The 12486-nt window shown below is 46.1% G+C and carries 11 protein-coding genes and 3 pseudogenes; 2 read left to right on the forward strand and 12 right to left on the reverse strand.

Features of this window, described 5'->3' with window-relative positions; all coding sequences use genetic code 11:
• Positions 1-158: IS1 family transposase (locus EA14781_RS19155; protein ID WP_021294006.1), on the forward strand; the 158-nt coding region annotated here is incomplete at its 5' end.
• 16 nt (positions 159-174) lie between these two features.
• Here the strand turns inward: EA14781_RS19155 and EA14781_RS19160 are convergent.
• The 6 genes and pseudogenes from EA14781_RS19160 to EA14781_RS19185 all read right to left on the reverse strand — a co-directional run.
• A pseudogene (locus EA14781_RS19160) lies at positions 175-525 on the reverse strand (TRAP transporter small permease); the annotation flags it as partial.
• A gap of 41 nt (positions 526-566) precedes the next feature.
• The gene (locus tag EA14781_RS19165) at positions 567-1550 is read right to left on the reverse strand and encodes a TRAP transporter substrate-binding protein (protein WP_000645950.1); all 984 of its coding nucleotides are present in this window, start codon (positions 1548-1550) and stop codon (positions 567-569) included.
• A gap of 72 nt (positions 1551-1622) precedes the next feature.
• A complete protein-coding gene (locus tag EA14781_RS19170) occupies positions 1623-2633 on the reverse strand; it encodes an Ldh family oxidoreductase (protein ID WP_000214535.1) in 1011 nt (336 codons plus the stop codon).
• Positions 2634-2643: 10 nt separating this feature from the next.
• Positions 2644-3660, reverse strand: a complete 1017-nt coding sequence (locus EA14781_RS19175) for a zinc-binding alcohol dehydrogenase family protein (protein WP_000853935.1) — start codon at positions 3658-3660, stop codon at positions 2644-2646.
• A pseudogene (locus EA14781_RS19180) lies at positions 3657-5129 on the reverse strand (mannitol dehydrogenase family protein). The gene EA14781_RS19175 and the pseudogene EA14781_RS19180 overlap by 4 nt, the downstream one beginning before the upstream one ends.
• 313 nt (positions 5130-5442) lie before the next feature.
• The gene (locus EA14781_RS19185; protein ID WP_000438649.1) at positions 5443-6192 is read right to left on the reverse strand and encodes a FadR/GntR family transcriptional regulator; all 750 of its coding nucleotides are present in this window, start codon (positions 6190-6192) and stop codon (positions 5443-5445) included.
• A gap of 251 nt (positions 6193-6443) precedes the next feature.
• Here EA14781_RS19185 and EA14781_RS19190 point away from each other — a divergent pair, with 251 nt between their 5' ends.
• Positions 6444-8654 carry a YgiQ family radical SAM protein gene (locus EA14781_RS19190; RefSeq protein WP_000095215.1) on the forward strand — a complete coding sequence of 737 codons (2211 nt, stop codon included), beginning with the start codon at positions 6444-6446 and terminating at the stop codon, positions 8652-8654.
• 43 nt (positions 8655-8697) lie between these two features.
• On the opposite strand, the gene yqhH is transcribed toward EA14781_RS19190, so the two are convergent.
• From yqhH to EA14781_RS19220, 6 genes and pseudogenes are all read right to left on the reverse strand, one after another.
• Positions 8698-8955 (reverse strand): lipoprotein YqhH, encoded by a 258-nt coding sequence (gene yqhH / locus EA14781_RS19195; protein ID WP_000719314.1) that lies wholly within the window; start codon positions 8953-8955, stop codon positions 8698-8700.
• A gap of 55 nt (positions 8956-9010) precedes the next feature.
• Positions 9011-9259 carry an LPP leucine zipper domain-containing protein gene (locus EA14781_RS19200; protein ID WP_000691654.1) on the reverse strand — a complete coding sequence of 83 codons (249 nt, stop codon included), beginning with the start codon at positions 9257-9259 and terminating at the stop codon, positions 9011-9013.
• 27 nt (positions 9260-9286) lie between these two features.
• Positions 9287-9631 carry a hypothetical protein gene (locus EA14781_RS19205; protein WP_000597945.1) on the reverse strand — a complete coding sequence of 115 codons (345 nt, stop codon included), beginning with the start codon at positions 9629-9631 and terminating at the stop codon, positions 9287-9289.
• Positions 9632-9671: 40 nt separating this feature from the next.
• Complete coding sequence (locus tag EA14781_RS19210; protein ID WP_001127100.1) at positions 9672-10355, reverse strand: hypothetical protein; 684 nt, start codon at positions 10353-10355, stop codon at positions 9672-9674.
• Between the two features lies 1 nt (position 10356).
• Positions 10357-11292: a YqhG/Tai3 family protein gene (locus EA14781_RS19215; protein ID WP_000781560.1), complete on the reverse strand. Its 936-nt coding sequence runs from the start codon at positions 11290-11292 to the stop codon at positions 10357-10359.
• Between the two features lie 117 nt (positions 11293-11409).
• Positions 11410-12453, reverse strand: a pseudogene (locus EA14781_RS19220) (DASS family sodium-coupled anion symporter); the annotation flags it as partial.
• Between the last annotated feature and the right edge of the window lie 33 nt (positions 12454-12486).

The following is a 12486-nucleotide window of genomic DNA, read 5'->3' on the forward strand; positions in this document are numbered from 1 at the left end:
TAATCAGCAAGCGATATACGCAGCGAATTGAGCGGCATAACCTGAATCTGAGGCAGCACCTGGCACGGCTGGGACGGAAGTCGCTGTCGTTCTCAAAATCGGTGGAGCTGCATGACAAAGTCATCGGGCATTATCTGAACATAAAACACTATCAATAAGTTGGAGTCATTACCCAACATGTTGAGCTTTTTCGACAACAATGTTACCGCCATATATCATAAAAATAATCGCAAAGACCGTTATAACAATCTGGATAAAGCAGTCCAGAACTCGTGCAGAAGCTACGGGAAGTTTTTGTGCTAACAGCTCAATCGCCAGATGTTTTTTTAACCCGGCAGTATAGACGCCGCCAAGTAAAATCATCCACATAAATAAAATCTGAGTAAACTCGTCAAGCACAGTGCTGGGAGCGTTAAAAATAAAACGTGCAATCACTTGCCAGGTTACACAGAACACCATAATGGCGAGAATAATGCAGCAACATCCGGCAAGAATCTTATTAATAATATGTGTGAATGTTTGCATAAGTCTTCCTTGAAAGGGCAGGTATTACCCGCCCATTAGGGTTACATATTTTCTACTTGCTCAAGGTTTTTGGCTGACTGCGCATCTTTTGCCTTGAACTCGTCATATAAATGTTTTACTCGCGCTTTGAACGCAGATTTATCAACATCAACAACAGTTGCATTCATCTCTTTTATTTTTTCATAGGCTTCTTTTTCTGCTGCAGGCCAGATGACATCTTTCATTTGCTGCATTGATTCATCGGCAGCTTTTAATAATGCTGTGCGTTCTTTGTCGCCAAGGTTATTCAACGCGCTGGTGCTAATAATTAATACATCTGGCACCATAGTATGTTCATCTCGTGAATAGACTTTTGCGACTTCGGCGTGACGCATGTCGGAATAAACGACAGTGCTGTTTTCTCCGCCATCAACCACACCTTGCTGAAGTGCGGTGTAGAGTTCACCCTGCGCCATAGGGGTAGCGACACCACCAAGTGCTTTCATCATTGCGATAGCGCTGGGACTTTGTTGAACCCTGATTTTCATTCCTGCTAAATCTTCAGGTTTGGTAATCGGTTTATTGGCGTAAAAACTTCTCGCACCGCCGTCATAATACGTAATACCAACAAAACCTTTGCTTTCTGATGACTTAAGTATTTTTTTACCTAAATCGCTTTGCAGAACACGATAATAGTGATCGCGATCGTGGAATAAGAATGGCAGACTGAAAAGACTGTAATCCGGGGCAAAAGATTCCAGTGACGCGGCGTTCACTTTCACCATCTGTAATGCACCGGAGTTCATTAGTTCCAGTGATTCACGTTCGTTACCTAATGTGGCATTTGGGTAAATTCGAATAACCAGTTCACCGTTAGAATATTCTTTAGTTTTATCAGCTAAATAACTTAATGCTTTATGGACAGCATGGCTTTTATCCTGATTATGACTGAGTTTTAATGTTGTTTTCGCCAGCGTTGCATTGGAAATTAATAAACAACTGGTTAACAGCATAAGCGATGCCGTTAGAGGACGAAGTGCTTTCATATCCTGCTCCTGGTTAATATAACAGAAACGATAAATACCGCGCTTTTCTATCGTTATAGTAAAAAGTGGTTATTAATTCTCTGCCAGATAATGGAAAATGCTTTCAGGAACCGGAATTCCTTCTCTCTGGCATTTTTCTTTGTAGTGTATTTGTGGATCATTTGGTGCTAATACTTTTTCGACACCGGGAACTGGCTTAACGGCATGCAGTTCCGTGACCATTTGCGCCATGGTTTTTGCAAAAACAGGATTGCCGAACTTTTTCGGATCGATAGCAATAACCAGACTTGCCAGCTTACGCATTTTGTCATAATCACCATACATGCGAACAATATGGTTGCCAAAATTTGCATTCATCAGCACGCCAGTCAGTGCATCTATAGCCAGCGCAATGCCCGAACCTTTGTGTTGGCCGAAAGGTAGCAGATTTTCAATCTTATGCGGATCAGTGGTGCCATAACCGTCTTTATCTATCGCCAGCCCTTCAGCAATATGTTTGCCAGTTTCTTTTGCATGCAGTATTTTGCCGAAAGCCGTGGCGCTGGTCGCCATATCAACAATCATCGGATGGCTGTTTTCCACCGGGAAACCGAAGGCGATGGGGTTAGTTCCCAAAAAGCGCTCGGCGCCGCCATGAGGAGCCACGCAGGTATCGGTTTGCGTCATTACAATAGCGACCAACCCTTTGTTGGTGATCATCTCTGCAAAATAAGATAACGCGCCACAGTGAGACGTGTTTTTAATGCTAACAAAACCGAGCCCTTCTTCCTGGGCCAGTTTAATGGCGTGCTCAGTGGCGTTAATTAATGCGGAATGCCCCATCCCGTCGTCAGAGTCGAGAATTGCCACTGACGGTGAAATTTGCTCAATACTAAACTGTGCGGTTTTGTTTAACCCTCCGGCAGCAAGACGGGTGCAATAATGTTCGACACGCATAACACCATGTGAATGCACACCAGTAATATCGGCATGAACTAAAACATCTGTCACCTGTTGTGCGGTGTCGGCATCCAGACCGGCGGTATGTAATTTGTGGTGCACCAGTGATTTTAAATTTTCTTCACTGACATAAACAGTTGTCATTTTTGTTCCCTTAAAAAGTAATCACACCCTTGACCATATTTTTATTTTCTACCACGTTTCGCTGGTAATCCTCGCCAACACGAAAGAAATTGAACTGCTGGTTTTTCATTAAATTCTCGTGAATTTTATTGCTGCGCATCAGTTCAATCACCAACACAAAATCTTCCCGTGTGGCATTGCGACTGCTGAGTAAAGTTGTCTCTTTTTTATGGAAGGTCGGATCGTCAATAACAAGTTCACCAATATACAAACCGATAAAAACAATTTTGCCGCCATGACGAATAAGATTTACATCCTGACTCATTGAAGCTTTATTTCCCGTCGCATCCAGTAGTACGCAAGCCAGTTCGCCTCCAAAGGCCTCACGAAGCGCGGGAATAAAATCTTCCTGTGTGGGATCGAAGGCATTAATAGCCAGATTACCCACAACGTGCTGGCGACGTTGGCTATCAATATCTGCAACAACAACATGCGCCCCTTTAGCCCTGGCAATGGCTGCGGTCGCCAGACCGATTGGTCCGGCGCCAATCACCAGTACGTTTTGTTCAGTCTTGATCTCAGCACGGCGAACGGCGTGTGCTCCAATAGCGAAACATTCAACCAATGCTCCGGCGCTATCGCTGACCTCGTCAGGGAGCGGCACAAGGTTGTCTTCACGTACCGCAAGGTATTCACAAAAACCCCCATCCTGATGCACGCCATACAACGAAACATGTTCGCAGCAGTTCGTTTTCTCTTCCCGACAGGCTGCGCACTCGCCACATGGTATGCATGGGATGACGGAATAGCGCTGGCCTGACTGTGCTGTTTGGCACTGGCTACCTCGTGAAACCGCTTCGGCGCATATTTCATGGCCTAATACACGTGGGTAGCTAAAAAAAGGCTGTCTACCGGCAAATGCGTGAATATCAGTACCACAAATACCCACGGCTTTAATTTTTAATAACACTTCGTTATTTGCTGGCACGGGAATATCCTTTTCCTCATATTCCATAACGCCAGGCCGCTGACAAATTAATGTTTTCATTTTTGCTTGTCCAATAATAACTGGTTAATGGTAGCCTTGATGCCGTTGTTTTCTATATTCGCAAAGGCGACTTTTATTTCATTTATAAATGGCTGATGATTGCTTAATTCACCAAATATGGCGCTAAGGTGCAGTAATGCGAGCGCCTGTTGCCATGCGTCTTGTTGTTCCTTTATTAGCGCCTGAAATTGTTCACTCACTGGATCAGCGACAGACTAGCTTTTCTCAACGGCTTCAATGACATAATGCAACCAACCAGCGACGAGCAGTGACAGAACAGCATTGTTTTGTTTTTGCTGATGCAATTTCAGCCAGGGAGTCAGCGCTCGCTGGGGAAGCTTTTGTGAACCGTCCATGGCTATTTGTCCGGTACGGTGTGCAACGTTACGGTTGCTAAAGCGTTCAATTAACAGGTCGGCGTATTCCTGGGGGTTGATATTTAAGTCTGGATTAAGTGTTCGGGCTTGTTCATTAATCATCAGCTGGCGGGTAATGGAACGAAAATCAGCGTCTTCCATGCATTGCCAGATAAATTCATAACCTGCCAGCGAGCCGTTATAAGCCAGAAATGAATGGCTACCATTTAACATGCGTAACTTCATCTCTTCATAAGGCTGAACATTACTGACCAACATCGCGCCGGCTTTATCCCATTCCGGCCGTCCGCGCACAAAATTATCTTCGATCACCCACTGACGAAACGATTCGCAGACGATTCCGCAGGGGTCGGCATAACCGGTTTTCGTTTCCAGTAAGGCGAATTGCGATTCAGTCATTGCCGGAACAATGCGGTCGACCATCGTGCCTGGAAACGAGACATTTTCTTCGATCCACTGAGCCAACGGCAGATCCAGTTGTCGGGCAAAACCGAGAACGGCATTTCGCGTCAGATGTCCGTTGTCTGGCAAGTTATCGCAGGAGAGCACGCTAAAAGCAGCGAGTCCGGCCGCTTTACGTTGTTGCAAAGCACAGACGATCAAGCCAATAGCCGACTGAGGCGCATCCGGGTTTTGTAGATCGTGTTGGATTAATCCATTGGTGAGATCAAGCGAGCGCGTTTGCGAATCGAGACAATAACCTTTCTCGGTGATGGTTAATGAAACGATTTTTACCTGAGGTTCAGTCAATTTCTGGATCGCTGCGGCAATGCCGTCCACTGGCGTATGAATACCGCCAGCCACCGAACGCACAAGGCGCGAGGTAGATTGCGATGCAGACGTTTCCACAACCGAAAACAGCCCATTTTGCGCATTTAAGTTTTCGATCAGTTGAGCATCGCCAAACAGGTTGATCTCAAAGATACCCCAGCGGGTGTCCGAAAGCTGATTGGTGAGATCCGTATAGACAGCCTGGTGTCCCCGATGAAAAGCGCCAAAACCAATATGGACAATATCTGCCTGCAACCCGTACCGAGGCCAGGTGGTTACCTGATCATAGTGGGCGACAGCGATGCTTTCGTTCCCTGACATTGTGTTCTTATCTCTGTTGGTTATTGTGTGTGGACCAATTTACATAATTCACTAGACCAAAAACAGAGATATGCATCACGCTTGCAGATAAAGGTCAAAGTACGAAACAGAGTGAAAATAAGCTATTTTATTTAATATCAGTAGGTTGTATGTATAAATCGATCTGGGAATTTTTAAGAGATCATATTGGGGGGAATCAATACTAATATTAGCTGTCCGATTTATTAGACCAATTAGTAATAGAGCGTGTACCAATAGAGGTCGGGACGCAGAGCCGGCGCCATTTTTCACGCCAGCTCTGGATTAATGAAGGTCAACGTGCGAAGAAAAAGTCATCAAAATCGCTGATTGAGGTGTCTTGTTTGAAGATTTTGATCAGTTCGTTTTTGCTATTTTCCAGATGCTTCCAGGACGCTTCTCTGGCGAGTTCAGAATCTTTCTGTTGCAAAGCAAGAAAAATAGCCCGGTGATCCTCCAGCCATTGCAGACGCAAATGCTTTTCGTGCAGGTATTTGTAGTTCAGCTTTTTCCAGCGTGGATTTTCTGTGCGCACTGCCCGCCATAATTCGGCTGCTTGTTTGATGAGTACCCGATTTTGTGTCGCTTCGGCAATAATGCTATGAAAACGGTGATCCAGTTCTTCAAATTTATCACTTTCTGCGGCAATAGCTTTCTCTTGTAACTTAATGATTTTCTTTAACTCTTGTAGCTCATTAAAACTGATCTGACGGGCCGCAAAGCCTGTAATATTGCTCTCAATTACCTGACGCGCCTGCAACAATTCAAATGGACCGATTTCTGAATAGGGCATTAATGATTTCTGATTAAGCTTATCAGTGGAATCAACAAAAAAGATCCCTGAACCTTGCTTCACATTCAGTACGCCTTTGAGTTCCAGCATAATGATGGCTTCACGAATGGTCGTTCGACTGGTATTAAACCGCTCGCTAAGTTCACGTTCTGAAGGTAAGCGCTCTCCGGCTTTGAATACGCCTGAATACAGCAACTCTTCAATCTGTAGACCAATATCGTAATAGCGGCGTTTTGTAATAACCTGTTCCATACCTTGCCTTACTGTGGGTGTCCTCGGATAGCCGATCGTCATGCAACATGACTTCTTTCAGGGCGAGCGGTGCTGAGCGGGGTAAATAGTAGCGGCAGTTGCCAGGAGACCGCCAGCCTTAAATGTGTTTGCTGCGGTAGGGCTGTGAAAAATAGTTTCGTAACCTTTCATCAACACCACTTCATTTCAGCGCGCGATACAGCGTATAATCCCCGGCCTTTGATTATTTTTTTACCATTTCTGGAAGCAAAATGAGCTCTATCTCCCTGATCCAACCGGATCGCGACCTGTTCTCCTGGCCGCAGTACTGGGCCGCCTGTTTTGGACCGGCGCCGTTTTTGCCGATGTCACGTGAAGAGATGGATCAACTTGGCTGGGATAGCTGCGACATCATTTTGGTAACAGGCGATGCGTATGTTGATCACCCAAGCTTCGGGATGGCGATTTGTGGTCGTATGCTGGAAGCGCAGGGGTTTCGCGTCGGGATCATCGCTCAGCCGGACTGGAGCAGCAAAGACGACTTTATGCGTCTGGGGAAACCGAATCTGTTTTTCGGCGTTACTGCGGGCAACATGGACTCGATGATCAACCGTTACACAGCCGATCGCCGTTTGCGCCATGATGACGCCTACACGCCGAATAACGTCGCGGGTAAGCGCCCGGATCGTGCAACACTGGTTTATACCCAGCGTTGTAAAGAGGCGTGGAAAGATGTGCCGGTGATCCTCGGCGGTATCGAAGCCAGCCTGCGGCGTACCGCGCATTATGATTACTGGTCTGATACCGTGCGCCGTTCAGTGCTGGTGGATTCTAAAGCCGACATGTTGATGTTTGGCAATGGCGAGCGTCCGCTGGTGGAAGTGGCGCATCGTCTGGCGATGGGCGAACCGATTAGTGAAATTCGCGATGTGCGTAATACCGCGATTATTGTGAAAGAGGCGCTGCCTGGCTGGAGTGGCGTGGATTCCACCCGTCTTGACACACCTGGAAAAATCGACCCAATTCCGCATCCGTATGGCGAGGATTTGCCATGTGCGGATAACAAACCTGTTGCGCCGAAAAAGCAGGAAGCGAAAGCCGTAACCGTGCAGCCGCCGCGCCCGAAACCGTGGGAAAAAACCTACGTATTGCTGCCTTCTTTCGAGAAAGTGAAGGGCGATAAAGTCCTGTATGCTCATGCTTCGCGCATTCTGCACCACGAAACTAATCCAGGCTGCGCCCGCGCATTGATGCAAAAACATGGCGACCGCTATGTGTGGATCAACCCGCCTGCTATTCCTCTTTCTACCGAAGAGATGGACAGCGTCTTTGCGCTGCCGTACAAGCGCGTGCCGCATCCGGCTTACGGTAATGCCCGTATTCCGGCTTACGAAATGATTCGTTTCTCGGTCAACATCATGCGTGGCTGCTTTGGCGGCTGTTCTTTCTGCTCTATTACCGAGCATGAAGGGCGCATTATTCAGAGCCGCTCCGAAGATTCGATCATCAATGAAATTGAAGCGATCCGCGACACCGTTCCAGGTTTTACGGGCGTGATTTCCGATCTCGGCGGACCGACTGCGAACATGTATATGTTGCGCTGCAAATCACCGCGCGCTGAACAGACTTGCCGTCGTTTGTCTTGCGTCTACCCGGATATTTGTCCGCATATGGACACTAACCACGAACCGACGATCAATCTCTATCGCCGTGCTCGCGATCTGAAAGGTATCAAGAAGATCCTGATCGCCTCCGGTGTGCGTTATGACATCGCCGTGGAAGATCCGCGCTATATCAAAGAGCTGGCGACCCATCACGTTGGTGGTTATCTGAAGATTGCCCCGGAGCATACCGAAGAAGGGCCGCTGTCGAAGATGATGAAGCCGGGCATGGGCAGCTATGACCGCTTTAAAGAGCTGTTCGACACCTACTCGAAACAGGCAGGTAAAGAGCAGTATCTGATCCCGTATTTCATCTCCGCGCACCCCGGTACGCGCGATGAAGATATGGTGAACCTGGCGCTGTGGCTGAAAAAGCATCGCTTCCGCCTCGACCAGGTACAGAACTTCTATCCGTCGCCGCTGGCTAACTCAACCACCATGTATTACACCGGTAAAAACCCGCTGGCGAAGATTGGTTATAAGAGCGAAGACGTTTTTGTGCCGAAAGGCGATAAGCAGCGTCGCCTGCATAAAGCGTTGCTGCGTTATCACGATCCGGCAAACTGGCCGTTAATCCGCCAGGCGCTGGAAGCAATGGGTAAGAAACATTTGATAGGCAGCCGTCGTGATTGTTTAGTTCCAGCGCCAACTATTGAAGAGATGCGCGAAGCTCGCCGTCAGAACCGTAATACCCGTCCGGCGTTGACCAAACATACGCCGATGGCGACTCAACGGCAAACGCCAGCAGGAGCAAAGAAAGTGCAGCCTCGTCTGGTGAATACAGGGGCGAAGAAACGCCCTAAAGCGGCATCAGGTCGTTAAGTCACAAATCCCCGGCAGCAATGTGCTGCCGGGGCTATTTTTATCATTCCGAATATAGACGCAAACAACGCAGACAATCAAAAAAGTCCTGGGCGTCAAGACGCGTATTGGCTCTGTTGGCTTCGGATTTTGCGGCGTAAATTTGCGGACGTAATGCTTTAATATCCTGCTCAAGTCGGGCTATTTTTGCATTCAGAGTTTGCACATTGCCCGCCAGTTGATTGACTTTTGGCTCATTCACACAGCCATTTAACAGACTGGTTGCCAGAATGACTATTCCCGCGGTGAAAATCTTTTTCATTTATTGTTCCCTTATATTTATTGTTCCTAATTATATTTTTACGCTTAGCGATCGGTTAATAACGCGGTGGATTCGCAAAAAATCCGTTAGGCCATTCCCCTGCCTCGTCCAACCGTGTATTTACCCTTTCTGCTGCTTCTTTGGCGGCCTGAACTTCCTGACGTAAAACATCAATATCCATTTGGAGTTGATTCACTTTTATATTCACCTGTTGAATGTCTTTTTCTACATGAGTGAGTTTTTTGCTACTGGGGCTGCAGGCTACGCAGAGTATCAGTGAAATCAATAATAGAATTATTTTCATTTTTATGGTGCCTTTTGTTAGAACTCATCATATACCAAAATGTATCATATGTTTATTTTCAATGATGGCTTTTTGTATTACTTCTGATAAAGAAAAAAGTAAATGGTCATGCTTGAATCTTGGGTCTGATATCACAATATGATGAAATTGTTTTAATGAACCCGGTGGGATGATGGTAACTCCATGGCGAGCAAGTGCATAACCTGGACGGCTTAAGTTATGATAAAAAGTTTTTACCGCGTTGAGTTGTTCCCACCAATCATTAATATAAATATCATCAATATAGACGCAGTTGTATTTCTCAGGCTCATAGTGACCATAGTCTTTATTAGTATCAATTTCATCAATAATACCAAACTCGGTTTTAATCATTAAGTTCTGCCCTGAGTTATCTTTCCGATGAATACGAGAGTCATAATTTTTTATTATGATTGAAGGCAACGTCTTCTGTTATCTCATGAAAATAGAGTTCGTATTGCTCAACGGGTTGTTGTGCCCATCGTTGGAGCTCTATATGGAAATGTTTGTGGAATAAATTCAACCATTCTTCTTCGCTGAATTTGTTTCTTATACAACAGACGGCACTCTCGATAAACTGCCACCACATAAAATCGAGATTATCCTCTCCTGAAGCCAAAAGACCAATTAGCATGGTGGCATCCCATTTCGAAAAACTTCGTATATTTAGGGAGCTACAAATGTGACCAGATATATCGTCTAACGTGATGGAGAGTGACGATTGGTGATGCCAGTAATCAATCGCCATTTTTTTACAAGCATTGATCTCACTTCTTGGTACAGGAAAGAATACCGCATCATCAAGATGGTCGATGCAGTCGCCAATAAAAAGAAGTCGCCGCAGATGCCATTCTTTTTCTCGCTGGGTTTCCAGTAATGATTCTCCTGCCGCGTCAACGATTATCACGGCGACATCAATAGCCGATAGACAAGGGCTGGAAAGTATTTCCCAGCTCTCCTTCCAGAAATCACTGGTGTGAAAATGCCAGGCTTTTAATCGATTAAAACAAACCTGACAAACCCCATGCGGCAAAGCAACGGAATGGATAAGGCAGATTGGGCACGTTGTTTTTGGCATTTTACTCAGTCCCTTGCTTTAATCTATCCGTGGTTTTGGCTTCAATTTGTTTGAGCAAACTCCCACTCCCTGGACGAATAAAATCCATTATTTCCCACTTTCCTTCATGTTTCTGTAAAACCAAATCCTGTTCTTCACTATTTCCATTGGTTAGCGAAAAACGAACATGAATACGGGCAGCGTCGGCATTTTTCTCCAGAGTACGAATTTCATCAATGTGGGAAAATAGCGTTTCCTCACCAAAGCAGATCGGGTTATCGTAAATAAATTGTCGCTCTGTCTGCATATCTTCATCAGAATTACTGCCATTCCTGAAGGTCGTCTTATAAAAGGCATTTACTGCCTGACGATAGGTATCGGAAACAACCCATGTCCAGGGCCAGCTATAATCGGCAATATGTTCAAATAATTCATCAACAAAAGCTTCAGGTTGTTCTTTTTGCAGCGACGCCAGCACTGTCAGTATTTTTTCATTCTCGCCATTAACCGCTTGCCAGACGCTGCCATGGCTACTGACAACATCATCAATGACCCAGCGACCATTTTCAGCCACCATTTTCAGTGTTTGCGTTATTTTTTCTTTATCTTCTTTATAGAGGCGGAAACGCACGATGGCAGCCGCGTGATCGGCATCCGTCTGGGTGATTGCAACGTTTTCTAACACCAGATCACCGTAGTCCTGACAATCACAAACCGGATCGTAATCCAGCCAGCCAATATTGCCTGGTAGCGTGAGATTATCATTCAGAGTCAGCGCCTTTTGCATTCGCACTGACGTTATGGCTTTCTCTCCGCCATCACCGAAATAAGGCACGCTGGTTCCACCAGTATAGTCTTGGTAAATTTGCCTGACCGTTTGTTCGGCTGTCAGTGATGGTGATTGTGCGAGGGCAGGGAATATCAAAAGAATATTGATAATCAAGAGAAACATTTTCATTTTATTGTTCCCTCATAATCCATTTTATTGGTGAATCTATTTATCCTGGTATTAAATACGGCGTAAAACCGTTTTCTCCACGGATAGAAAAAACGGTTTAATTTGACAAAAATAAACTTAATACAAACCTAGCATTTTCCACCAGGCCAGGCCGACTGTAATAAATACTGCCTGGTTAAATAAGCTGATAACAAACCCGGTACGCCACCATACACCTGTTGGGACATATCCCGCACCAAACAGAATCGGGCCTCGGGCATGGGTGTATTGCGTTAATGAGCAGTAAAGGCTGCTGGTAAATGCCAACATCAGCGCCATGGGAGCTGCTGGAATATTAAGATGTAGCCCGACACCGAGGAACACTGCATACAATGCTGCAATCTGTGCGTTACCACTGGCGAAGAAATAATGGGTATAGAAATATGCCGCATTAAGCAGTAACAAAATCACTATCCAACTGGTACCGCCCATTGCACTGCCAATTGTGTCACCTATAAGGTTACCAAACCAGGTGGTGAAGCCGAGTTTTTTCAATTGGTTGGCCATCATCAACAGCGCAGCGAACCAGATTAAGGTATCCCATGCGCCTTTCTCGCTTTTGACATCTTCCCAACTGAGAACACCACTTAGCAATAAAATTGACAGGCCAACAAACGACGCGGTAGTGGCATCAACTTTCAGTACATCGCCAAAAATCCACAACACCAGCAAAACACCAACCGTTGCCAGCATCAGCCACTCACCACGCGACATCCTGCCCATTTGGGCCAATTCTTTACGGGCGATATCAGGAGCATTTGGGGTATGTTTGATCTCCGGGCGCGTCAGCCAGTAAACCAAAAGCGGGACGATCAACAACGAAATCACACATGGCAGCAGCGCCGCCATAAACCAGCTTCCCCAGGTCAATGTTACTCCGGCATTTGCTGCCAGTTTTACCGCCAACAGGTTGCCGGTATAACCGGTCATAAACAGTGCTGCAGTTACATCATTGACGTTACCGATACATGTGACCAGAAAGGTACCAATTTTACTGCGTGATTCATCATCAGGACGTGAGTCGAAACTACGCGCCAGAGAATCGGCAATGGGGTAAATAACTCCTCCGCAGCGTGCGGTATTACTGGGCATGGCGGGAGAGAGTATCAGGTCGGCAAAGGCGGTAATGACTCCAACTTATTGATAGTGTTTTAT

Source organism: Escherichia albertii NBRC 107761 = DSM 17582 (genome assembly GCF_000759775.1).
GTDB lineage: Bacteria > Pseudomonadota > Gammaproteobacteria > Enterobacterales > Enterobacteriaceae > Escherichia > Escherichia albertii.